Source organism: Verrucosispora sp. TAA-831 (assembly GCF_050780145.1).
Lineage (GTDB): Bacteria > Actinomycetota > Actinomycetes > Mycobacteriales > Micromonosporaceae > Micromonospora.
This window is the reverse complement of the sequence record NZ_CP192240.1, coordinates 2,017,881-2,041,259: the sequence shown is the minus strand read 5'-3', so window position 1 is coordinate 2,041,259 and position 23,379 is coordinate 2,017,881. Positions and strand designations below refer to the sequence as shown.

The following is a 23,379-nucleotide window of genomic DNA, read 5'->3' as shown; positions in this document are numbered from 1 at the left end:
AACGGACGGCACACGTAACCGATCCGAAATCCGCCGGACGCGTCAGTCCCGACGCAGACAGGTGACCCCGCCCGGCTGATCGGGCACCGGGGGCGGCAACTCGGCGAACTCGGTGTAGCCGAGACGGGCCGCGGTCCGTCGGGCGAACCGGTTGCCGTTGTAGACGCAGATCGTCCCCACGTCCAACCGCTCCAACGCCTCGGACACCTCGTCCCGGGTCGGCCGTCCCTCCGCCGGCCCCCCGTCGGAGAACCGGGTCAGCAGCAGGCGGTCCTTCGCGAACTGCGACTCCAGGTCGTACTCGACCAGATAGAAGTCGCGCGGCAGCACCACCCGGACCTCGCTGGTCACCATCGGCATGGCCCGCATGATGGTGGCCGGGGCGAGCAGGAAGCCGTCCGGCCGGTCGAGGGTGACGATCCACTCCGCGATGACCTGCCGCCGCTCCGGGATCTTCCAGCTCGGTCGGTCGCGCATCTCCACCCAGCTCCGTTCGGACCACATCGGAGTGGCGTAGACCGCGAACGAGGCGATCATCGAGCCGGCCAGCACCACGCCCACCAGCGCCCGTACCGAGCGGAACCGGGTGGGCAGCCAGACCGTGCAGAGCAGCCCGATCAGTGCGGGCAGGGCGAGCAGCCACGGCACCCGCCAGAGCACCACCGAGATGCCGGTCAGCGCGCCGAGCCACTCCAGCACCCCGGGCACCATCAGCACGCTCAGCGTCAGCGCACCGCCGGCCGCCAGCAGTCCGGCCGTACGGCGACGGGCCAGCAGCGGCCCGCACCACAGCGCGAGTCCGCCGATCACGCCGACGATGCCGATCTCGAAGGTGCGCCGGTAGGTGTACGCGGCGTCGTACGCGACCGCGTCGGCCCCGTCCGCGGTGCCCTGCCCCAGCACGATCTGGGTCAACACCACCGAGCCGACCGGGTACGCCAGGGCGACGACACCGACCAGCAGTGCCGACTTCCAGCGCCCGACCAGCAGCATCATCAGCGCCGCCCCGCCGACCAGCATCGGCAGGATGATCGCCGCCGTGGTGGTCAGCCCGATGGCGGTGACCGACAGCGCGAAGACGAGCACCAGGTGACGCTTGCGCCCGTCGTCGAACCAGCGGGTCAGGTAGTACCACATCAACGGCACGACAGCCGAGACGAACATGCCCTTGCCCTCGTACAGCCGGGGCAGGTGGAACGTGCCCAGCGCGGCGTCCGAGCCGGCGACCAGCGCGAGGAACGCGGCGGCCACGGTGAAGGCCAGCACCGGGCGGCGCGGCGCCCACCGGTGCACCACCCGCCAGAGCGCGAGTACGGCGAGCACCGCCATCACCGGCAGCAGCAGGAACCAGGTAGCCGAGGAGGCGTGCATGTCGAGGAACCGGCCCAGCGCGCCGGCCAGCACCTCGATGCTGGCGGTCGGCGGCAGCGACGCCATCGCCGGGAGCACGTTCTCGCTGAACAGGAAGTCGTTGAGCGGGACGATGTCGCGTTCGGCCACCCACACCGACCGGCCCACGTAGTAGACGTCGTCGGGGGTGTTGCGGGCGATGTAGAGCGAGGCCGCCGCCGCCACGCCGGAGATCAGCAACGCGTACAGCGACTGCCAGGCGTTCGGGGCGGGCGCGGAGGGCCGGTCCGGCGGGATGCGCCGCCACGTCCAGACGGTCAGCACCACCATGCCGACGGCGGCGACCGCTCCGGTCGAGGCGGGCCACCACCAGGAGATGTTCTCGCCTGCCGGGGTACCGGCCAGGCCCGCGGTGACCGCCGCCGCCACGCCGAAGAGCAGCACGACCGCCGTCGCCAGGCGCTGGGCGACCGGCATCCGGGCGGTCCGGCCGGTCGGCGTACCGGCAGAGGTGTCCGTGTCCTCGGTCGGCGTCGCGTCCGGCGTCGTCCCGGCGCGCGTCGGCGCGTCCGCGCCGGTCGTGGTGTCGGGACCCGTGGTGGCGTCGGGACTAGTGGTGGTGTCGGGACCCGTGGTGGTGTCGGGATCCGTCGGGTCGGTGGGCGTCGCGGGTCGGGCGGCACGACGACGCAGGGCCCACTGACCCACCCGGACCAGCACCGCGAGCAGCGCCAGCGCCGGGCCGGTCACCAGCCAGATCCGGAGGGTCGACGACGGGGCCCAGCCGAGCGGCAGGCCGACGTGGTAGAGCAGCGTCCAGAGTGCGAAGGCCAGCACCGCGACGTCGGTCAGCACGGCCGGGATCGCGGCGATCCCCGCCCCGAGCCCGCGCAGACCGGCCCGGACGTACCGCCAGGGTGAAGGCTGCGGGCCGGGTGGGGTGGCGGTGGGACCGGTCGGTCCGTCGGCCGCCGCCGGAGCGGGCTCGGTGACGGTCTGGTCGGTCATCGACACACTGCGTCCTTGTCGTCGTACGTGCGGGTGCGGCTGGACACTCCACGGCCGTCTGGCAGACCCCGCGAACCACACCGAGCGTAGTCATCCCGGGTGTCGAGTCGAGCCGACGCGCAGTGACGCGCGGGCCCGATGCCCGATGCCTGCCAGCGGTACCCAGAGCTGGGCCGACTCAACCCCCGGCCGGGGCCGTACGCGGCCGGGGCAGCGGGTCCGGGGCGCCGAGCCCACGGGCCACCGACTCGACCAGGGTCTCCAGGTAGCTGTCCGTCAGCGGGGCACGGGCGACGGCGAGCCGCCAGTAGAGCGGACCCACGATCAGGTCGACCGCGGCGTCCCGGTCGAGGTCGGCGGTCACCTCGCCGCGCTCGACCGCGCGACCGATCAGCCGACCGACGACCTCCTGCTGCCGGGCGCGCAGCACCTGCTGGAGGGTCTCGTCGATGGTCGGGTTGCGGGCCGCCTCGGCGAGCAGGTCGGGGATGATCTGCGCGGCGAGCGGGTGCCGCAGGGCGTGCGCCACCACCTGGAACAGCAGCGCCAGGTCACCGCGCAGGCTGCCGGTGTCCAGCGCGGGCAGCCGGCCACCGGCTGCGGCGGCCACCACCTCCAGCACCAGGTCGAGCTTCGAGTTCCACCGGCGGTAGATGGCGGTCTTGCTGACCCCGGCCCGGCGCGCCACCGCCTCGATGGAGAGCCGGCCGTAGCCGACCGCCGCGAGTTCCTGCATCAGGGCCCGGCGGATGGCCGTGGTGATCTCGCCACGGAGCACCGCCGCACCGGCCGGCGTACGTCTCTTCCCGGTCGTCACCTGGGACTCTTCTCGACTGTCACGAGGAACAATGTAGCGCAACGACGGTACGGTTGCGTCCCGACGTCTTTCGGACTACTGTCCACGCAGCGGCGAGGCGGCGCTCCACGCTAGATTCCATCGTCGCGAACGTATCCGCCGCACGACAGATCGGAGCGCCCATCCCCATGGCCAACACCGCGCTGGCCGACCCCGATTCCGGCCTCACTCCCGCGCAACTGGCCGCCCGCCACGGCCTGCGGGTGGCCGGCGAGCGGCCGTCACTCCGCCGCTACAGCGGTGAGCTGTGGCGTTACCGGCACTTCATCACCGCGTACGCCAACGCCAAGTTGACCGCCTCGTTCAGCAACGCCCGGCTCGGGCAGCTCTGGCAGGTGCTCACCCCGCTGACCAACGCGGCGGTCTACTACCTGATCTTCGGCGTGGTGCTGGAGCAGAGCCGGGGCATCCCGAACTTCATCGCCTACCTCACCACCGGTCTGTTCATCTTCAACTTCACCCAGACCACGGTGCAGCAGGGCACCCAGGCGATCAGCGGCAACCTCGGCCTGATCCGGGCCCTGCACTTCCCCCGGGCCTGCCTGCCGCTGGCCATCACCACCACCCAGTTCCAGCAACTCCTCGGCTCGCTGGTGGTGCTGGTCTGCATCGTGGTGGCCACCGGTGAGCCGATCACCCTGATGTGGCTGATGCTGGTGCCGGCGGTGCTGCTCCAGACGGTGTTCAACGCCGGGTTGACCATGGTGGTGGCCCGGCTGGGCGCCAAGGCCACCGACCTCAAGCAGGTCATGCCCTTCGTGCTGCGGGCCTGGATGTACGGCTCCGGGGTGCTCTACAGCGTGACGCTGTTCTCCGACAACCTGCCCGGCTGGGCCACCGGGATCGTGCAGTTCAACCCGATGCTGGTCTACATCGAGCTGGCCCGCAGCGCCCTGCTGGAGGAGACTCCGCTGCTCAACGACTCGCTGCCGCTGACCTGGCTGATCGCGGTCGGCTGGGCGGTCGTGATGGGCGTCGGCGGCTACCTCTTCTTCTGGCGCGGCGAACAGGAGTACGGTCGTGGTTGATCACCTCGAGATGTCCAACGACGTGACGGTCACCCTGCCCCGGATCCAGGACCGGATCCCGACCGTGGTGGTGGACGACGCGCACATCGTCTATCGGATCCACAAGGGCGCCGCCGGCAACACCAGCCCGGTGGCCGCGTTCAAACGGATGGTGAGCCGCACCTCGGCGCCGAACGTGCGCGAGGTGCACGCGGTGCGCGGGGTCACCTTCACCGCGTACCGGGGTGAGGCGATCGGGCTGATCGGCACCAACGGCTCCGGCAAGTCGACGCTGCTGCGGGCCATCGCCGGCCTGCTGCCGGTGGAGCGCGGCGCGGTCTACACCCAGGGGCAGCCGTCGCTGCTCGGGGTGAACGCGGCGCTGCTCAACGACCTGCCCGGTGAGCGCAACGTCACGCTCGGCTGCCTGGCCATGGGCATGCGCCCGGCCGAGGTCCAGCGCAAGCTCCCGGAGATCATCGAGTTCTCCGGGATCAACCAGCGGGGCGACTTCGCCTCCCTGCCGATGCGGACGTACTCGTCCGGCATGTCGGCCCGGTTGCGCTTCTCCATCGCGGCGGCCAAGCAGCACGACGTGCTGTTGATCGACGAGGCGCTGGCCACCGGCGACAAGGCGTTCCGCAAGCGCAGCGAGAAGCGGGTACGCGAGCTGCGGGAGAGCGCCGGAACGGTGTTCCTGGTGAGCCACCAGCTCTCCTCGGTCCGGGACACCTGCGAACGGACAATCTGGCTGGAATCGGGCCTGATCCGGATGGACGGGCCGACCGCCGAGGTATTGAAGGCCTACGAGGCGTTCACGAACGGCAAGTAGAGTCCGGGTGAACGTCCGACGCCCGCAGGGCGTCGCGCGGACCGCGTCGGCCCGTTGGGGTGACGCGGTCCGCGCGTTAAGGTTCAACGCGTCGCCGGGGCCGGCGACAACCCCCCACCCACACCACCTCACCGAACCATGTACCCCCGAGAGCGAGGACCGGCAATGACGCAGGACCAGACCACCGACCCGGGCAGCCGGCCGGAGAGCCCGGCACCGTGGCGACCCTCGCGGACGGTGGCCGTGGTGCTGGCCGGCGGCACCGGCACCCGGCTGGGCCTCGGCATCCCCAAGCAGCTCCTCAAGATCGCCGGTAAGCCGATCATCGAGCACACCCTGGCCGTCTTCGAGGCCGCGCCGGAGATCGACGAGATCATCGTGCTGATGGCCACCGGGCACGTCGACGAGGCGCAGCGGATCGTCGACAAGGCCGGCTTCCGCAAGGTCACCAAGGTGATCGAGGGCGGCGACACCCGCAACGCCACCACCCGGGTCGCGTTGGACGCCGTCGGCGAGGCCGACTGCAACATCCTCTTCCACGACGCGGTACGGCCCCTGCTCAGCGGCCGGATCGTCCGGGAGTGCGTGAACGCCCTCTGGACGTACGCGGCGGTCGACGTGGCCATCCCGTCGGCCGACACGATCATCCAGGTCGACGAGGACGAGTGCATCACCGACATCCCGGTCCGCGCGACGCTGCGTCGGGGCCAGACGCCGCAGGCGTTCCGGTCGAGCACCATCCGGGAGGCGTACCGGCGGGCCGCGGGCGACCCGAACTTCGCCGCCACCGACGACTGCGGCGTGGTCCTGCGCTACCTGCCCGAGGTGCCGATCAAGGTGATCGACGGCTCGGACGAGAACATCAAGGTCACCCACCCGGTCGACGTGCACCTGGCGGACAAGCTGTTCCAGCTCGCCGCCGCCAAGGTGCCCCGGCTGACCGACCACCGGGCGTACAGCGAGGAGGTCACCGGCCGCACCATCGTCGTCTTCGGCGGCAGCTACGGCATCGGCCACGACCTCACCGAGCTGGCCCGCCGGCACGGTGCCCAGGTCTTCCCGTTCAGCCGCTCCAGCACCGGCACGCACGTGGAGCGGCCGGAGGACGTCGAGGCCGCGCTGCGGGCCGCCTTCGAGGCCACCGGACGGATCGACCACGTCGTGGTCACCGCCGGGATCCTGGAGAAGGGCGCGCTGGCCGAGATGGACCAGGAGACCATCGACCGGGTGCTCCAGGTCAACTTCGTCGGCCCGGTGACCGTCGCCCGGCAGTCCCTGCCCTACCTTCAGCAGACCAAGGGCCAGCTCCTGCTCTACACCTCCAGCTCGTACACCCGGGGACGGGCCGACTACGCGCTCTACTCGGCCACCAAGGCGGCGCTGGTCAACCTCACCCAGGCGCTCTCCGACGAGTGGGCCGAGTTCGGCGTACGGGTCAACATCATCAACCCGGAGCGGACCGCCACCCCGATGCGGACCAAGGCGTTCGGCGCGGAGCCCGAGAACACCCTGCTCGCCGCCGAGACCGTCGCCCAGGCCTCGCTGGACGTGCTGATCTCGGAGCTCACCGGTCAGGTGATCGACGTACGCCGGCCGCCCGGCGAGGCGTCGGCGCCCGCCCCGGTACCCACCCAGGCCGACGCGCCCAGCAGCGGCACCCGCGTCGGCTGACCCACCGACGACGAGCACGAAGGCAGCGCCGAGATGCGTGGTGACCTGGTCACGAAGTTGGCCGCCCGGGGCCTGGCCACCGGCGGGGCGGTCCTGGCGTTCCTGGTGCTCGCGCTCACCGGCGCGACCACCTGGGGGCTCGGGCTGGCGGTGGCCGCGCTCGCCGCGACGGTCTGGGAGCGCCGGGTGCGACCCGGCGCCGACAGCGTCGCGGAGACCGCCCTGCTCGCCGCCGGGATCCTGGTCGGCTACGCCCGGCAGCTCGACGGCGGTTTCGACCCGTTCCTGATGGTCGCCGCCCTCGTGCTGCTCGGGCTGGTGCTGGTCACCGGGCCGTTGCGGGCCGCCGGCAACCTGGAGATCCGCGCCGCCAACCTGCCGGTACGCACCTGGGTGCCGCAGGTCGCCGCCCGAGGAGACGACGCGGTGGCGGGGCTGCTCGCCGCGCTGGCCGTGGCGGCCCTGGCCGGACTGCCCGCCGTGGTGGCCCTGCTGATCTGCCTGCCGGTCGGCGCCGCCGTCGCCGTGGTCGTCCTCGACCTGGCCCGTCGCCGGTTCCGGCCGGCGGCCGGCGGGTCGGCGGTCACCCGGGCGCTGCGTCGCCACCAGCCGGAGTTCGTGCTGCACTTCTCCGCCCCGCCCGGGTCGGAGTATCAGGTCACCATGTGGCTGCCGTACCTCGAACGGATCGGTCGGCCGTTCGTGGTGATGCTGCGGGAACCGGAGTTCCTGCCCGCCGTGGCGGCGGCCACCACCGCCCCGGTGGTCTACTGCCCGACGCTGCGCACCATGGACGAGGTGCTGGTGCCGAGTCTGCGGGTGGCGTTCTACGTCAACCACGGCGCGAAGAACAGCCACTGCATCCGGTTCACCCAGCTCACCCACGTCCAGCTACACCACGGCGACAGCGACAAGGCCCCCAGCGCCAACCCGGTGTCGGCGATCTTCGACCGGATCTTCGTGGCCGGCGAGGCGGCCATCGACCGGTACGCCCGGGCCGGAGTGGAGATCCCGGCCGAGAAGTTCGTGGTGGTGGGTCGCCCGCAGGTCGAGACGATCGAGGTACGCCACCAGCCGACGCGCGGACTGGCGAACCCCACGGTCCTCTACACCCCCACCTGGACCGGCCACCACGCCGACGCCGACTACTGCTCGCTGCCGATGGCCGAGACGCTGCTGCGACGGCTGCTCGACCGGGGCGCCACGGTGATCCTGCGGGCCCACCCCTACACCAACCAGCACCCGGCCTCGGCCCGGCGCCTGGCCCGGCTGCACGAGTTGCTCGCCGCCGACCGGTCCCGCACCGGCCGCCAGCACCTCTTCGGCGCCGCCGCCGGCCGGCTCACCCTGGCCGAGTCGGTGAACCGGGCGGACGCGTTGATCTCCGACGTCTCCGGGGTGGTCTCCGACTGGCTGTACTCGGGCAAGCCCTACACGGTCACCGACACCGGCGCCGACGGGGACCGGTTCGTCGAGCGGTTCCCCCTCGCCGCCACCGGCTACGTGCTGCGGCGGGACATGTCCGACCTGGACGACGTGCTGACCCGGCTGCTCGACACCGATCCGCTCGCCGAGGCGCGCTGGGCGACCCGGCGGCGCTACCTGGGCGACTTCCCCGCCGAGACGTACGCCGAGGCGTTCCTGGCGGCCGCCCGACGGGAGCTGGACCCGGCCTGGAGTGCCCCGGCACCGCGTACCACGACCGACGCCGCGCTGCCCAGCGCCACCTGAGCGGTCCTCAGCGCCAGGGGTCGAGCAACGCCAGCACCGCCGCGGGGTCCTCGATGTGGGCGTTGTGCCCGAGACCGGGCAGCGTGACCACGGGCACGTCGTACTCCCGGAGTTGGGCGTCGGTGACCATCGCGTCGTGTTCGCCCCGGGCCAGCAGGACCGGTACGTCGATCGCCGCCAGCAGGGCGGCCAGGTCGGGTTCGCCGACGGCGAAGGCGGCCGGGTCCATGGCCAGCCGCCACCGCCCGTCCACCTGCCGCAGCCCGGCGTCCACCGCCGGTCGCTCCGGGCTGAGCAGCCCGGTCAGGCCGGACACACGCAGATGCCGCCGGGCCGCCTCGTCACGGGTGGTGAACCAGGTGACCGGCCGGGCGGCGAGATCGGCGGCGCGGGCCAGCTCCGCCGGGGACCACACCGCCTTGATGCCGAGGCCCACCACCGCGTCGACCGGCACGCCCCGATCGGCGGCGGCCAGCGCCAGCCCGACCACCCCGCCGAGCGAGTGTCCCAGTACGACGATCCGGTCGTCCGGGGCGAGGCTCTCCGCGACCCGGTCGGCGAGGGCGGTGAACGAGTACTCCGGCAGCGGCGACGCGCCGCCGTGACCGGCCAGGTCCGGGGCGGACCAACGGCCCGGCCACCGTTGTTCCAGCAGCGGCGCCCAGGGCAGCCACACGTCGCCGGTGGCACCCATCCCGTGCAGCAGCACCAGCACCGCCCGGCCGCCCGACTCCTCGCTCATGCGCGAAGTCTGCCACCCCGGACCCGGATGTAAGGAAGGGTCCCCTGCTATGCACCAGGCGATAGCAGGGGACCCTTCCTTACATCTCAGGAGGAGTAGCCGCGGGTCGCGGCCCAGTGGGCGAGGTCGATGGTGGTCATCCAGTACGAGTAGTACGAGGCGTCGGCCGAGTCGGCGATCTTGACCAGGCGACCGTCGTCCTCGTAGCCCACCACGGCGACGTAGTGGCCACCGGGGAAGGAGTGCCAGCCGCCGTCGGTGTCGGTGGCACTGCCGGCCACGTTCACCACGACACCGCGCCCGTCGGTGATCGCCTCCACCACGTCGGCCTGGAGCTGGTCCATCTGGGCCGGGGTGGCCGAACCGCCCCGCAGCATCGTGGTCGAGTACGGCTCGCCCTTGACGGTGGCGTTGAGCACCCGGGTGGTGTCCAGGGCCGAGTTGGTGCCGGCGTACGTGGTGCCGAGCTGCGCGGCCAGGGTGTCCTGGTCACGGTCGACACCGGCGGCGCTGAGCGCGTTGCGTACCGCGGCCGGACCGCAGTAGTAGCCGGTGGTCTGGGCCTGGAAGTCGTAGTCCAGGACCTTCCGGGCCGGCGGCTTCGGTGCGGCCTTCGCACTGCTGGCCACCGGCGAGGGGGCCGCCGAGGTGGTCTTCGGCGAGGGCGACGGCGACGGGGCGGCGCTGCTCGGGGCCGCGCTGCTGGGCGAGGTCGACGGGGTCGACTCCACCCGGGTGTCGGCGCGGGAGACCGCGGTGTCGCCACGCAACTCGGCGACGGCGGTCGTGGTGTGCGCGGTGGCCGGGGCGTCGGAGGTGTCGACGAGTACGGCACCGGCACCGGTGGCCAGCGCCAGCGCGGCCGCCGAGGCGGCGACGACCTGGTAGGGGCGTTCGGTGGCCAGCCGACGTAGCTGGCGCGTGACGGTCTGCTTCACGGAGTCCTCCACGGGGGCTCAGGGAGGCACGGCGAACCGCTCCGGCGGTCAGCTCGACAGGACCTGTCGAGGACCACCCGAGTACGGGGACGACCGTGCGAGGGGCTGCGCCCGGGCTAGCGGGCGGGGGCGGTGGCCGCAGTCAGCTCGTGGCCGACGGCCCGGCGAGCGCGGGCACCGCGGTGCCGTGGAGGAACAAGGGGGGTACGACGAGGGGCTGCACGAGTGGAAAGCTCCTTCCGACACCGCCGACCGGGTTAGCTGACGGGTTCGGGCGGGAAGACGGCCCTACCGTGAGCCGAGGCTCGCGGATTCACCCCAGTGGTGCGGTGGGTCCCCGGTTCGTGAGACCACGATTAGGCGGGTCGATGCGGCGTCGCCTCCTGCGATCGGGTACCGCATCGGACGGGCCGACACTACTGGTCGGTCACTGCCCTGCCAACCCGCCCTGACCTGCGTAAACATGATCCAGATCGATGATTTTCGGGCGTTCGGTCATCGATGTCGCGCAACGGGACCGATGGCGATCGACGCAACGGGCGGTGACAAGGGGACCACCCGCAGACAATGTCTCCGGGCTTCGCGTCCCGTCTCGGTCGGATCCGGCTCCGGTGTCCGTTCCGGCGGAAGGTGTGACCGGGCTCACCCGATCCGGCCGGACTATCCGGCCGACGGTTCATCCCACGCGCGCCGGACGCCACCGCAGGACCGCCGCCGCCGGACGCGCGACGGTGGTGACGGCGGGCGCCGGGAGCGGATTCGGCCGCAGGCGCTGCGCGGCGGCGTACGCCTCGGCGGAGAGCACCCGGGCCGCTTCGCCGGCCAACTCGGCCTCCCGCCAGGCGGCCCGTTCCCGCTCGGCGGCGGCCCGGTACGCGGCCCGGTGGTTGTCCCGGACGACGCGGGCCAGGACGACCTCCTGGTCGACCTGGTGCAGTCGCGCGTCCCAGCCGGCCCGACGGGCCAGCACGTCGGTGAGCTGCCGCGCCGACAGGTCACCGCGCCAGTGCGCCTTCATCGCGGCGTGGTGCAGCCAGCGCTCCCGGGCGGCGTACTCACTGGCGGTACGCGGGGTGCGGGGCGCGGGTAGCGCGGTGACCCCGGCGAGCCGCCGGGCCCGGCTCTCCGCCTCGTCGTAGGAGGCCCAGGACCGGTCGAGGGCGGTCTGAGCGGTGTGCCACGCCTCCCGACGCCGTGCCGCGTTCTGCGCGGCCCCGGCGGCGGCCACGGCCACCTCACCGGCGTAGCGGCGCAGGTCGGCCGCCTCGGCCTCGGCGGGGTCGTCGACCGGGCCGGTGTCGTCGCCGGTCGATTCGGGCCGGGCGACCATGGCGGTGAGCACGCCCAGCGCGAGCACGAGCAGCACCGACCAGATGGCGGCGGCCCGGGGCACCTCGATCAGGAACTGGTAGAGAACGGTCTTCTCCATGGCGGGACCTCGTGGGCTGTGGTGCGCTGACAGCGGGCCGCCGGACCCGGTCGCCGGTGGCGGGTGCCACGGGCCGGGCGGGGCGGTGGGGACGCATCGCGGGGGCAGTGGTCCCGGGAACACCGGGACGGGCTGCGGCGGAGTCGGTCGACGCGCCGCAGCGGGACGCGAGTGGTCAGGCGCCGGGTGGGGCGCGAGCACCGTGGGCGCCCGGTGGGACCACCGTCGGGGGCGGTGCCGCCGGACCCGCCACCGCCGTCACGGCGGGCCGGTACGCCTCCGGGCGCGCCTCGGACAGCAGCCCGGGCACGCCGGCCGGGTCGGCGTGGTCGACGGCCACAGTGGCGTCCGGCGTGATCACCTCGCCGGGCGACGTGGCGTGCCAGCCGGTGTGGGGCGCCTGCGCGAGGAGGGCGGCCGAGGCGAGCCCGTCGGCGGGGTGCCCGGCGGGGGCACCCGGAGCGGAGGTCGCCCAGGCGCCGAGGGTGAAGGCGGCGGCGACCGCGAACCCGGTCAGTAGCCGGGTCGCCCAGCGCGCCAGCCACCACAGGGGACGGGTGGGCGCGACGGGAGGCACGTCGTCAGGCTACCGCCAGCACCCTCCCACCGCATCGACCACGGGCGTGTCGGGTCGGCGACGCGCCGTCGGCGACACACGAAACAGCAGGTCACTGCGGTGACGAGCAGCCTCCACGGTGGACTCAGCGAGACGGGTCGTGGCGTGCGGTGGTGTGCGGCTCGTCCTCCGGCACGCGCTGCCTCGGCAGCCCGGCGGGCGGGCCGTCGGCCCCGGCGGAGGTGTCCACGGACGGCCTGGCGGAGGCCGTACGGCTCGGGGCCAACCGCCGCATCATCGGCTGCTCCACGTAGCGGTGCAGCAACGCGGCCATCGCCAGGGTGAGCAGCAGGAACCCGATCACCGCCGGCACTCCCCACCAGCCGGGCAGGCCGGTGCCCCAGTCTCCGGTGAGCCGCAGGATCGTCATGATCACGAAGACGTGCACCAGATAGAAGGCGAACGAGACCTCGCCCAGCCAGACCATCAAACGAGAGCGTAGCGGCGACCGACGGCCGTGCACGTCGGCGTCCGCCGCCGCCGCGATCACCAGGACGTACGCCACGGACAGCAGCGCCGCCCACAGCTCGGCCCGGATCCACTGCGAGGCCGCCACCCAGGTCGCGACGAAGATCACGGTGGCCAGCGGCAGCCGTGGGCCGCGCCAGCGACCGCGCAGCATCAGCTCGGCGGCGGCCACGCCCATCCAGAACTCCAGCGACCGCACCAGCGGGAAGATCTGGGCGAACCACCAGCGGCTCTGCTCCGGCACCAGCAACTGGCCGGGCCAGAGCGCCAGGATGAGCAGTGGCATGGCGATCACCACGGTCCACAGCATCCACGGCCTGGCCCGGCGGACCAGCGGCAACGCCAGCGGCAGGCAGAGATAGAAGAACAGCTCGCAGGAGAGCGACCAGCTCACGTTGTTGACGCTGTAGAAGTAACCCGGTCGCGGGTCCCACGCCTGGAGCAGGAACAGGTTCTCCAGCGCGGCGACCGGGTTGATCGGGTCGGCGAACCAGAGCGCCGCGAGCATCGCCAGCGCCCACATCACCAGGTGGTTCGGATAGATCTTGGCGATCCGTCGACGCCAGAACCGACGGCGGGAGTCGCCCACCCGGGCCGACCAGACCAGCACGAAGCCGCTGAGGATGAAGAAGAACTGCACCCCGGACAGGCCCAGGGTGAAGATCTCGCTGACCACCGCCTGGTGGCCGGGCTCGGCGATGATGCGCATGGTGCCGGCGTGGAAACCGAAGACCAGCAGCGCGGCGATCCACCGTAATCCGGTCAACGAGGGCAATCGGCTGGCGTCACCGCGTCGGGTGGTGGAGGGCGGCCTATCGACGACGGTGGTGCTGGTCATTCCGGGCACCATACCGGTGTGGGCACTCCCCCTCGAACCGGGCATCCGGGGGCGGAAGTGGCTCAGGTGTCAACTGGTCCTCCGGTGGCCTACTATTCCCGGGACTTGGATGAGCACCCACCCCGCCATCCGGCCCGGTGGTGCGCTGGGCAGTGCCGAGGCGGGGGCCGGCACACCGACGAGAGGCAGAGTCAGCGATGCACCAGCGGATCCTGATGCGGGCCCGGAAGGGTCCCTTCGACGTCAACTCGCCCGAGGAGACGTTCGAACGGAACCTGATCGGTGAGAACGCGGGCAACCTGGTCTTCAGTCACGCCGCGAACAAGCTGCTGGCCACCCGTGCCGCCACCATCACGCCCAACGGCTTCACCGTCAACATGCGTGACAGCGACCGGATCAACGAGGAGTACGACGTCTTCGTGGTCCCGCTGGCGAACGCGTTCCGGCGCAGCTACGCCCACCGGCTCGACGCGATGAGCCGGCTGATCGAGCGGTTGAAGATCCCGGTCGTGGTGCTCGGGGTGGGCGTGCAGACGAACGTCGACGGCGACCGGGAGTACCTGCGGCCGATCGACGACCAGGTGAGCCGCTTCTGCCGGGCCGTCCTCGACCGTTCGCCGAGCATCGGCGTCCGGGGCGAGATCACCGCCGACTACCTGCGGACGATCGGCTTCTCCAACGTCGACGTGATCGGCTGCCCGTCGATGTTCCTGCACGGCGACACCCTGCCGGTGGACAAGCGCAAGACCTTCATCGGCCCGTACGACAAGATCGCGCTGACCGTCTCACCGTACGTGAAGTCGATGGCGAAGATCATCAAGACGCACCACCAGCGCTACGAGAACCTGCGCTACATCCCGCAGGACCTCAAGACGCTGGGCACCCTGCTCTTCGGCGACGCTCCCGAGGACCGGGGCAAGACCAGCGAGATCCCGATCCACACCACGCACCCGCTGTTCACCGAGGACAAGGTGCGGATGTTCGTCGACCCGTGGACGTGGATCGACTACCTCTCCGGGTTCGACTTCAACTTCGGCACCCGCATCCACGGCACCATCGTCTCGCTGCTCGCCGGCACGCCGGGCTTCCTCTTCGCACACGACTCGCGCACCCTGGAGCTGGCCCGCTACTTCGAGATCCCGCACCGGGTGATGCGCGACGTACCGGCCGACGTGGACGCCGCCCAGCTCTACGACGAGGCCGACTACTCGGGCATGGTCAACGGCCACAAGCAGCGGTACGAGACGATGCTCCAGTTCCTGGCCAAGCACAACCTGGGCAACTCCTTCGCCGACGCCGACAGCGCGGCGGTGTTCGACGCCACCCGGCAGGCGACCGCCTTCCCGCCGGCCGTTCGTCCGGCGTTGGCCACCTCCCCCGAGGTGCTCGTCAAGCGCATCGAGTGGCTTCGTGACCAGGAGGCCGTACTCCGCGAGCAGGCGTCGCAGGCGATGCCTCGGCCGGAGCGGATCCGCACCCGGATCAAGAAGGCCGTCCCCGGCTCGGTGCGCCGCATGCTCAACCGTTAACCCGACGCTGTTCGGCTGTTCAAACACTCCACCACCGTCGGCCACGTCGGGTTCCAGGGCCGTCCATCCGCGCCGTCGAAGGTTGCGGCGTGGTCATTGCGCCGACGCACGCGCCGCTGTTGAGCATCGTGGTACCCGTCTACGACGTCGAGGCGTACCTGCGACAGTGCCTCGACTCGATCCGTGGCGACGTCCCGGCCGACCGGGCCGCGGAGGTGGAACTGGTCGCGGTGGACGACGCCTCGCCGGACGGGTGCGGCGACCTGCTGCGCGCGTACGCGGCCGAGCATCCGGGCGTACGCGTGCGGCACCTGAGCACCAACGTCGGCCTCGGCCCGGCCCGCAACGCCGGGCTGGACGTGGCCACCGGCCGGTACGTGTGGTTCGTCGACAGTGACGACTGGCTGCCGCCGGGCACGATCCCGGCGGTGCTGGACCGGCTGCGGGCGGACCGCCCCGACGCGATGATGATCGACCACCTGCGGGTGCACGACTGTGGCCGCCAGGAGGTGGACCCCAGCAGCCGGTTGCTGCGGGACACCCCCGGCGTGCTGCGGCTGGCCGACCGGCCCCGGCTGCTGCGGGTGCAGCACACCGCCTGGAACAAGGTGGTCCGCCGCGAGTTCCTGGCCGCGCTGCGGCTGCGCTTCCACCCCGGCTGGTACGAGGACATCCCGTTCAGCCACCCGCTGCTGATCGGCGCGGAGCGCATCTCGGTGCTGGACCGGGTCTGCTACCTCTACCGCCAGGGCCGGCAGGGCGCCATCACCTCGACCCGCAGCGGTCGGCACTTCGACGCCTTCGACCAGTACGACCGGCTCTTCGCCTGGCGGCAGGAGCGGTTTCCGGACGGGCGCTGGCACAGCGAGCTGTTCGACCTGATGGTGAACCATTTCCTGGTGGTGGTGGGCAACGACGACCGACTGCACCCGCACCTGCGGCGCGACTTCTTCCGGCGGGTCGCCGAGCACTACCGCCGGTACCTGCCGGAGCGCGGGTACCCCCGCCCCGGCGGGGTGGCCGGGTTCAAACACCGCCTCGTCGGCCGGGACAGCTACCTGGCGTACGCCGCGCTGCGCCGGGCCCACCGGCTGGCCACCCGGTTGCGTGCTGCGGCGCCCGCCGCCCCGGCCACGCCCACCGCACCGACCCCGACCGCCGCGGCGTCCGCCGCGTCCCCGGCCCCGCCCGACGGCACGCCGGACCCCACACCGCCCCGCGCGCTGGTGCGGAGCCGCCAGAACGGATCACGATGACCACCTTGAAGATCGGCCCGCACCTGGTCGGCGCCGGAGAGCGCCCCATCGTGGTGGCCGAGATGTCCGGCAACCACAACGGTGACCTGGACCGGGCACTCTCGATCGTGGACGCGGTCGCGGCGACCGGCGCGCACGCGCTCAAGCTTCAGACGTACCGACCCGACACGATCACCATCGACGTGGACACCCCGGCGTTCCGCATCTCCGGCGGGCACGAGCTGTGGGGCGGGCAGAACCTCTACCGGCTCTACGAGCGGGCACACACCCCGTACGAGTGGCACCGGCCGATCTTCGAGCGGGCGCGCGAGCACGGCCTGACGGTCTTCTCCTCCCCCTTCGACCCCTCGGCCGTGGAGCTGCTGGAGGAGTTGGACGCCCCCGCGTACAAGATCGCCTCGTCGGAGCTGGTCGACCTGCCGCTGATCCGGCTCGTCGCGGCCACCGGCAAGCCGATGGTCATCTCCACCGGTATGGCCACGCTGGCCGAGATCGACGCCGCGGTCCGCACCGCCCGCGACGGTGGTGCCGGTGGGATCGTGCTGCTGGCCTGCACCGCCTCGTACCCGGCGCCGCCCGCCGACAGCAACCTGCGCCGCATTCCGGTGCTGGCCGAGGCGTTCGGGGTGCCCGTCGGTCTCTCCGACCACACGCCCGGCATCGGCGTGCCCCTCGCGTCGGTGGCGCTCGGGGCCTGCTTCGTCGAGAAGCACGTCACGCTGGACCGCGCCGACGGCGGCGTGGACTCCGACTTCTCCCTCGACCCGTCCGAGCTGGCCGCGCTGGTGGTCGAGTCGGAGCGGGCGTACGCGGCACTCGGCGGCACCGCCGTCGGCCCCACCCCCGCCGAGCGGGAGGGCCTACGGTTCCGCCGCTCGCTCTACGTGGTGGCCGACGTACGCGCCGGGGACGAGGTCACGGCGGCCACCGTACGCTCGATCCGGCCCACCGGCGGACTGCACCCGGTGGAGATCGACCGGGTCCTCGGTCGCCGCTTCACCACCGACGTCGCCCGGGGCACGCCGCTGAGCTGGGACCTGATCTGACAGTCGGCCGTCACCGTTCGGCACCCGGCGCGGCCGTTGCAGCGTCCCGCACCACGCCCCACCCACGGCCGGCCCGCGCCACGGCCGGCCCGCACCACGCGCGGCGCCCGGCGGCCCGCACCACGCAGGGTGGGTAGATCTGTTGTCGCTGGGGCGACAGCAGATCTACCCACCCCGGAGCGATGGCGGGCGACATGCCGCGACCCGGCAGGCCGCCTGGACTCGATCGGATGGGGCGAGGCGGTCGCAGGCGTCGACGGCACAGACGGTTCAGCTCGAAAGGCCCAAGCCGGGAGACGGCAAGCCCAAGCCGGGAGACGGCAGGCCCGGGGTGACGGCGAAGGCGACGGTGACGACCAGGTCGGCCAGTGCAGCCCGGTCCGCCGAGCCGGCCTCGTCGGCGAAGCCCGAGGGGCTGAGGACCAGGGTGCGCCACAGCCGGACGGTGCCGGTCGGCATGTTCAGGCCGTACCGTCGCCACACGGCGACCATCGGCACGTCAGCGAGCTTGGCCACGCACTCGGTGCGGGTCCACCGGGCCCAGAAGTCCGAGATGCCGAAGCGGTGCGCCAGCATCGGCGGCACCTCGGCGGCGGCGTACTCGGCGTCGATCGCGACCCGCCAGCCCGGGATAGGCGGCGCGTACCAGCCGACGCAGCGTCCGTCGGCGAGATGGCTGCGGGTGACGGCGTCGCCCGAATCGGTCACCGACGCGACGCGTAGGTGTCGCGGCGCGGCGGCGAGGAGCGCGGCCACCGACGGTCCGCCCGCGCCGACGGCGACGCGGGCGGAGGAAGTGCCCGGATCAGATCGAGGCCGCACCGTCGACCGCGATGACCTGGCCGTTGATGTTGGTCTGGTCGCGCAGCAGCATCCGCACCACCGGTACCACCTCGTGCGGCTCGGTCAGACGACCGGTCGGGGTGCGGCGCACGATCTGGTCCAGTTGGGTCGGCCCGAGCACCGCCGACATCTCCGAGGCGAAGAAGCCCGGCGCAACGGCGTTGACCAGCACCCGGCCGCCCAGTTCCCGGGCCAGCGACCGGGTGGCGGCGTCCATCCCGCCCTTGGTGGCGGAGTACGCGACCAGGCCGGGGAAGCCGCGCTGCGCGCAGATCGAGGTGACGTTGACGATCCGCCCGCGCCGCCCCTGCGCCAGCATCCGCCGCACCGCGAGGCGGGTGAGCTGCAACGGCGCGGTCAGGTTGGTCTCGACGATCCGGGCGATGTCGGCGTCGGCGGTGTGCACGTGCAGCGAGTCCTGTCCGACCGCCGCGTTGTTGACCACGCCGTCGACCGGCCCGAGCCGGGCCTCCACCGCCCGGAGGAACGCCTGCGTGGCGGCCCGGTCGGTGAGGTCGACCGAGTCGGCGTGGACCCGGTCCGGATGGGTCTCGGCGAGCTTCGCCAGCTCCGGGGTGACGGTACGCGCGAAGGCGGCCACCCTCATCCCGGCGTCGAGCAGGTCGGTGACGATGGCGAGCCCCAGCCCCCGGGAGCCGCCGGAGACGAGGACCACGGTGGACGGTGGGACGGGAACGGGGGTGTCAGACATCGCTCTTCAGCGTCTCCTTGACGGGGATCTCGGCGCGCAACCGGATCCGGCGGGGCACGGCGTACTCGGGCAGCCGGTCGGTGCACCACCGCACCAACGCCGCCTCGTCGAGGTCCGGTCCGGTCGCGTCGGGCACCGGTGGGGCGGGCACCACCTCGGCGACGACCATGTGGCCGAGCAGCGGGGCGCGTCGGCCGGTGACCCGGGCCCAGGCCACCCGGGGATGGGCGGTGAGCACGTCGCGGACCAGTCCGGCGGAGACCTTGCTGCCGCCCACGTTGATCTCGTCGGTGTCTAGCCGCCCGGTGATCAGCACCCGTCCGTCGACCACCTGCGCCCGGTCCCCGGTGCGGACCGGCCCGGCCAGACCGACCCCGTGGTACGGCGAGGTGACCACGAGTTCGGAGTCCCGCAGCCCGATCGTGGGGCGTCCGGGGGCGGCGCGGTCCAGCCACTCGACCGGGAACCCGGCCTGTCCGTCGTGCACCACGATCGCCGCGCCGACCTCGGAGGAGGCGTAGATCCAGGAGATCCGGGCGGCCGGGAAGACCTCCCGCAGCCGGTCCAGCACCGCCTGGTCGACCGGCTCCCCGCCGAGGGTGAGTTGACGCAGCGGCACCCGGGCCAGCGCCTCGGGGTCGCGGTGCAACGCCCGACGCCAGAAGGTGGGCGTACCGGAGGCGGCGTCCACACCGTGTGCGGCGGCCAGCGCCGGCCAGTCGTCGAGCTGCTCCGGCTCCACCAGCACCAGGTGTTGTCCGGGCTGGGTCAGCGCCAGCGTCACCACCTGCCACCAGGCGTACGTGCCGGGAGCGTACGGGCAGAGCCAGGTGCGGCCCGGTTGGGCGCCCCGGACGGTGGTCACCGACTCCAGTGTGTGCCCAACGCGCTTCGGTCGACCGGTGGTGCCGGAGGTCAGCAGCCAGAGCCGACCGGGCTCGGCCGGTCGGGGGCGGGTCGGCACGAGGACGACGGTCCCGTCCCCGCCCACGACGGCCTGGTCTCCGAACACCGTCGGATCGGCGGCGGTCAGGGCGAACCCGGCGGCCCGTAGCTCGTCCCGCAGCCCGGCGTCGACCCGCCCGGCCCCGGCGAGCAGCAGCTCGGTGCCGTGCACGGCGTGGTGCCGGGCTGCGGCGAGCGCGTCACGGGCGGAGTGCGCGAGCACCGCCACCGGGTCCGGCAGCCCCGGCTCGGGCAGGTCCCGCCAGGTCAGCACGCTGCCGCCGACCACCACGCGGTTGTCCACGCCGGCCGGGCACGACCCGAGGCGCGCGGGGACGCGGACGCTCACTGCCGCGCGAGGTCGGCGAGGAAGTCCAGCACGTCGCCGACGGTGGCGATGCGCCGCAACCCGGGGGCGTCGAAGTTCAACTCCTCCCCCGTGACGTCCTCGACCCGCAGGGCCAGCTCGGAGAAGTCCAGCGACCGGAAACCGATCTCCCGCAGATCCGCCGCGTCGTCGTCCGGCAGCGCCTTGCCCTGGTTGGCCAGCACCTGCCCCATGAGGTCGCGAATCTGCGCGCGACTCAATTCCGTCATGCGGCGGAGTGTACAGCCCGACGAATCGTGATTAGGGTGCCCGATGACCCCGGAAATACGAACAGAAAGTGAGCGGTACGTGCTGCGAGACGCCACCGGAGACGACGTTAACCTGATGTTGTCCTGGCGTAATCTCCCGGTCAATCGACAGGTCAGCAAGACCGACCACGTGATCAGCGCCGAGGAGCACCGGCGGTGGTGGGAGGCGGTGCGCACCGACCCCGCCCGACGGGTGTTGACCTACCTGCACGACGGCGTGCCCGCCGGCACGGTCACCTTCTTCGACCTGCGGTTCGACGGTTTGCGTACCGGGTCGTGGGGGTTCTTTCTGGACGCCGAGGGGCTGGCCGGGCGGGGAGCCACCCTGCCCGCCTGGCTGGCCGTGATGCGGGCGGCCGTCGCGTACGCCTTCGACGTGCTGGCCCTGGACCGGCTCGATGGCGAGGTACTCGCCCACAACACCGTGGTACGTCGGATGAACCGTCGTTTCCGGTTCGTGGAGGGCGTCGGGCGCGTCGAGGTGCACGACGGTCGGGAAATCATCGTAATCCCCATTTCACTGCACCGCGACAACCGCCGTCGGCGCTGATTCGACGCGCCGTCCAGGTCGCGTTCACGAGACGTTCGACAATTGTTCCCGACCTCGGCGGAAACGGGCCCGAGAGTGCCCGCCATTCACGGCCCGAGCGGCCCGGGTTAACCGCAGGGCGTCGACCTGTTAACCCATCGCCCCTAGCGTTCCCACCCGGCCGGCTGTGGCGTCGCCGGCTCACCGACGACCACGGGAGCACCACATTGAGCGAGCTGAACGGATCGTCCATCCTCGTCACCGGGGGCACGGGTTCCTTCGGCCGGACCTTCCTCCGGCACCTCCTGCACGAGGTCGACCCGGCCCGGGTGGTGGTCTTCTCCCGTGACGAGCTGAAGCAGTACGAGCTGCGTCAGCAGCTCGGCGACGACCCGCGACTGCGCTGGTTCATCGGCGACATCCGGGACCGGCACCGGCTGACCCGGGCCATGCACGGGGTGGACCACGTGGTGCACGCCGCCGCGCTCAAGCAGGTCGACACCGCCGAGTACAACCCGTCGGAGTTCATCGCCACCAACATCACCGGGTCGCAGCACGTCGTCGACGCGGCGATCGAGGCCGGCGTACGTAAGGTCATCGCGCTCTCCACCGACAAGGCGTCCAGCCCGATCAACCTGTACGGCGCGACGAAGCTGGTCGGCGACAAGCTGTTCGTCTCCGCCAACCACTACGCGGCCCCGCACCCCACCCGCTTCTCGGTGGTGCGCTACGGCAACGTGGTCGGCAGCCGGGGTTCGGTGGTGCCGCTGTTCCGCCGCCTCGCCGCCGAGGGCCGCAGCCTGCCGATCACCGACAAGCGGATGACCCGATTCTGGATCACGCTGGACCAGGCGGTGCAGTTCGTCCTGGACTCGTTCGACCAGATGCAGGGCGGCGAACTGTTCGTGCCGCGCATCCCCAGCATGCGCATCCTCGACCTGGTCGAGGCGGTCGCCCCGGACGCCACCACCCACGAGGTCGGCATCCGCCCGGGCGAGAAGCTGCACGAGGAGATGATCGCCCCGGACGACAGTCGCCGGACGCTGATCGCCAAGGACCGCTTCATCGTGCAGCCGACCATCGCCACCTGGGGCTACCAGCCGCCGGTCGGCTGCGAGCCGGTGTCGGACGGGTTCGCGTACCAGTCGGACACCAACGACGAGTGGCTCACCGTGCCGCAGGTGCGCGCCATGCTCGGCCTCACCGCCCTCGCGGCATGACGTCTCACCACACCGGTGCGATGCTGCCGTACGGTCGGCAGTCGGTGACCGAGGAGGACGTCGCCGCCGTGGTCGCCGCGCTGCGCAGCGACTGGCTCACCACCGGCCCCGAGGTCGCCGCGTTCGAGGCGGAGCTGTCCCGGTGGGCCGGCGGCGCCGGGGTGGCGACGGTCTCCAACGGCACGGCGGCGCTGCACGTGGCGTACGCGGCGGCCGGTGTCGGCCCCGGCGACGAGGTGGTCGTGCCGCCGACGACGTTCGTGGCGACCGCGAGCAGCGCGCTGGCGCTGGGCGCGCGGATCGTCTTCGCCGACGTCGAGGAGGAGACGTACACGCTGGACCCGGCGGCGTTGGCCGCCGTCGTCACCGAGCGGACCAAGGTCGTCACCGCCGTGGACTACGCCGGCCATCCGGCCGACTACGACGCGCTGCGCGCCGCGATCGACGGTACGGGTGCCACGCTGCTCGCCGACGCGGCGCACTCGATCGGGGCCGCCTACCGGGGTCGGCCGGTCGGCACGCTCGCCGATGTGACCACGTTCTCGTTCTTCCCCACCAAGAACATGACCACCGCCGAGGGCGGCGCGGTCGTCACCGGCGATCCGGAGCTGCTCACCCGGGCCCGCCGGTTCCGCAACATCGGGCTGGTCCGGGAGCGCGACGAGCAGCGGTGGCCGGACGAGGGCGGCTGGCACCAGGAGGTGCACTCGTACGGGCTGAACTACCGGCTGCCCGACGTGCTCTGCGCGCTCGGCCGCAGCCAACTGCGCCGCCTCGACGCGTTCCTGGCCCGCCGGGCCGAGTTGGTGGCCCGCTACGACGAGGCCCTGGCCGACCTGCCCGGCGTGCTCGTCCCGGGTCGGCGGGACTGGGCCGCACCGGCCTGGCACCTGTACCCGATCCGGGTGCGCGACGGTCGCCGTCGACAGGTGTACGACCGGATGCGCGCCGCCGGCATCGGCGTGCAGGTCAACTACATCCCGGTGCACTGGCACCCGGTCTTCGCCGACCTCGGCCACCGGCGCGGCGCACACCCGGTCGCGGAGGCGTTCTATGCCCAGCAACTGTCGCTGCCGCTCCATCCCGGCCTGCGCGACGCCGATGTCGACCGGGTCGTGGACACGCTCGCCGCGGCGCTGCGCGGCGCCCGGGTCCGGTCGGCCGCCTGAGAGGACCC

Annotated in this window: 21 protein-coding genes and 1 riboswitch; of the genes, 10 read left to right on the top strand and 11 right to left on the bottom strand. The window is 72.3% G+C overall.

Annotated features, from left to right (window positions below):
• Window positions 1–42 precede the first annotated feature (42 nt).
• On the bottom strand, window positions 43–2,358 hold the full coding sequence (locus ACQVFL_RS09265) for a DUF6077 domain-containing protein (protein WP_396691318.1): 2,316 nt from the start codon (window positions 2,356–2,358) through the stop codon (window positions 43–45).
• 178 nt (window positions 2,359–2,536) lie between these two features.
• Complete coding sequence (locus ACQVFL_RS09260) at window positions 2,537–3,175, bottom strand: TetR/AcrR family transcriptional regulator (protein ID WP_396691319.1); 639 nt, start codon at window positions 3,173–3,175, stop codon at window positions 2,537–2,539.
• Window positions 3,176–3,342: 167 nt separating this feature from the next.
• Here ACQVFL_RS09260 and ACQVFL_RS09255 point away from each other — a divergent pair, with 167 nt between their 5' ends.
• The 4 genes from ACQVFL_RS09255 to ACQVFL_RS09240 all read left to right on the top strand — a co-directional run bounded on the left by ACQVFL_RS09255 (window position 3,343) and on the right by ACQVFL_RS09240 (window position 8,455).
• Entirely contained in the window at window positions 3,343–4,242 is a 900-nt protein-coding gene (locus tag ACQVFL_RS09255) for an ABC transporter permease (protein ID WP_396691321.1), read from the top strand.
• Between the two features lie 10 nt (window positions 4,243–4,252).
• Window positions 4,253–5,053, top strand: coding sequence for an ABC transporter ATP-binding protein (locus tag ACQVFL_RS09250; RefSeq protein ID WP_396691874.1), 801 nt, complete (start codon window positions 4,253–4,255; stop codon window positions 5,051–5,053).
• 165 nt (window positions 5,054–5,218) lie between these two features.
• Window positions 5,219–6,724, top strand: coding sequence for a D-ribitol-5-phosphate cytidylyltransferase (locus ACQVFL_RS09245; protein WP_431729167.1), 1,506 nt, complete (start codon window positions 5,219–5,221; stop codon window positions 6,722–6,724).
• A 33-nt stretch (window positions 6,725–6,757) separates the two neighbouring features.
• The gene (locus tag ACQVFL_RS09240) at window positions 6,758–8,455 is read left to right on the top strand and encodes a CDP-glycerol glycerophosphotransferase family protein (protein ID WP_431729166.1); all 1,698 of its coding nucleotides are present in this window, start codon (window positions 6,758–6,760) and stop codon (window positions 8,453–8,455) included.
• Between the two features lie 7 nt (window positions 8,456–8,462).
• On the opposite strand, the gene ACQVFL_RS09235 is transcribed toward ACQVFL_RS09240, so the two are convergent.
• From ACQVFL_RS09235 to ACQVFL_RS09215, 5 genes are all read right to left on the bottom strand, one after another.
• A complete protein-coding gene (locus tag ACQVFL_RS09235; protein WP_431729165.1) occupies window positions 8,463–9,197 on the bottom strand; it encodes an alpha/beta fold hydrolase in 735 nt (244 codons plus the stop codon).
• An 86-nt stretch (window positions 9,198–9,283) separates the two neighbouring features.
• On the bottom strand, window positions 9,284–10,147 hold the full coding sequence (locus ACQVFL_RS09230) for a C39 family peptidase (RefSeq protein WP_431729164.1): 864 nt from the start codon (window positions 10,145–10,147) through the stop codon (window positions 9,284–9,286).
• Between the two features lie 219 nt (window positions 10,148–10,366).
• A riboswitch (cyclic di-AMP (ydaO/yuaA leader) is annotated at window positions 10,367–10,508 on the bottom strand.
• A gap of 303 nt (window positions 10,509–10,811) precedes the next feature.
• Window positions 10,812–11,564: a hypothetical protein gene (locus ACQVFL_RS09225; protein ID WP_396691330.1), complete on the bottom strand. Its 753-nt coding sequence runs from the start codon at window positions 11,562–11,564 to the stop codon at window positions 10,812–10,814.
• Window positions 11,565–11,739: 175 nt separating this feature from the next.
• Window positions 11,740–12,141: a hypothetical protein gene (locus ACQVFL_RS09220; protein WP_396691331.1), complete on the bottom strand. Its 402-nt coding sequence runs from the start codon at window positions 12,139–12,141 to the stop codon at window positions 11,740–11,742.
• Window positions 12,142–12,265: 124 nt separating this feature from the next.
• Window positions 12,266–13,486 (bottom strand): acyltransferase family protein, encoded by a 1,221-nt coding sequence (locus ACQVFL_RS09215; protein WP_396691333.1) that lies wholly within the window; start codon window positions 13,484–13,486, stop codon window positions 12,266–12,268.
• Between the two features lie 197 nt (window positions 13,487–13,683).
• Here ACQVFL_RS09215 and ACQVFL_RS09210 point away from each other — a divergent pair, with 197 nt between their 5' ends.
• The 3 genes from ACQVFL_RS09210 to pseI all read left to right on the top strand — a co-directional run bounded on the left by ACQVFL_RS09210 (window position 13,684) and on the right by pseI (window position 17,317).
• The gene (locus ACQVFL_RS09210) at window positions 13,684–15,015 is read left to right on the top strand and encodes a polysaccharide pyruvyl transferase family protein (protein WP_396691334.1); all 1,332 of its coding nucleotides are present in this window, start codon (window positions 13,684–13,686) and stop codon (window positions 15,013–15,015) included.
• Between the two features lie 89 nt (window positions 15,016–15,104).
• Window positions 15,105–16,271, top strand: a complete 1,167-nt coding sequence (locus ACQVFL_RS09205) for a glycosyltransferase family 2 protein (RefSeq protein WP_396691336.1) — start codon at window positions 15,105–15,107, stop codon at window positions 16,269–16,271.
• Window positions 16,268–17,317 carry a pseudaminic acid synthase gene (gene pseI / locus ACQVFL_RS09200; protein ID WP_431729163.1) on the top strand — a complete coding sequence of 350 codons (1,050 nt, stop codon included), beginning with the start codon at window positions 16,268–16,270 and terminating at the stop codon, window positions 17,315–17,317. The genes ACQVFL_RS09205 and pseI overlap by 4 nt, the downstream gene beginning before the upstream one ends.
• A 270-nt stretch (window positions 17,318–17,587) precedes the next feature.
• Here pseI and ACQVFL_RS09195 read toward each other — a convergent pair whose 3' ends face one another.
• Genes ACQVFL_RS09195 through ACQVFL_RS09180 form a run of 4 tightly spaced genes read right to left on the bottom strand, consistent with a single transcriptional unit; the run spans window position 17,588 to window position 20,414 of the window.
• On the bottom strand, window positions 17,588–18,073 hold the full coding sequence (locus tag ACQVFL_RS09195; RefSeq protein ID WP_431729162.1) for a hypothetical protein: 486 nt from the start codon (window positions 18,071–18,073) through the stop codon (window positions 17,588–17,590).
• A gap of 49 nt (window positions 18,074–18,122) precedes the next feature.
• Window positions 18,123–18,872: an SDR family NAD(P)-dependent oxidoreductase gene (locus ACQVFL_RS09190; RefSeq protein WP_396691340.1), complete on the bottom strand. Its 750-nt coding sequence runs from the start codon at window positions 18,870–18,872 to the stop codon at window positions 18,123–18,125.
• Complete coding sequence (locus ACQVFL_RS09185; protein ID WP_431729161.1) at window positions 18,865–20,121, bottom strand: AMP-binding protein; 1,257 nt, start codon at window positions 20,119–20,121, stop codon at window positions 18,865–18,867. Before ACQVFL_RS09185 ends, ACQVFL_RS09190 begins: the two co-directional genes overlap by 8 nt.
• Window positions 20,122–20,162: 41 nt before the next feature.
• Entirely contained in the window at window positions 20,163–20,414 is a 252-nt protein-coding gene (locus ACQVFL_RS09180; RefSeq protein ID WP_350695330.1) for an acyl carrier protein, read from the bottom strand.
• A 43-nt stretch (window positions 20,415–20,457) separates the two neighbouring features.
• On the opposite strand from ACQVFL_RS09180, the gene ACQVFL_RS09175 reads away from it, so the two are divergent.
• The 3 genes from ACQVFL_RS09175 (at window position 20,458) to ACQVFL_RS09165 (ending at window position 23,371) form a co-directional block, all read left to right on the top strand.
• Window positions 20,458–21,003 (top strand): GNAT family N-acetyltransferase, encoded by a 546-nt coding sequence (locus tag ACQVFL_RS09175; RefSeq protein ID WP_431729160.1) that lies wholly within the window; start codon window positions 20,458–20,460, stop codon window positions 21,001–21,003.
• A gap of 206 nt (window positions 21,004–21,209) precedes the next feature.
• Window positions 21,210–22,202, top strand: coding sequence for a UDP-N-acetylglucosamine 4,6-dehydratase (inverting) (pseB, locus tag ACQVFL_RS09170; RefSeq protein ID WP_431729159.1), 993 nt, complete (start codon window positions 21,210–21,212; stop codon window positions 22,200–22,202).
• Between the two features lie 20 nt (window positions 22,203–22,222).
• Window positions 22,223–23,371 (top strand): DegT/DnrJ/EryC1/StrS family aminotransferase, encoded by a 1,149-nt coding sequence (locus tag ACQVFL_RS09165; RefSeq protein WP_431729802.1) that lies wholly within the window; start codon window positions 22,223–22,225, stop codon window positions 23,369–23,371.
• The last annotated feature ends 8 nt before the right edge of the window (window positions 23,372–23,379 follow it).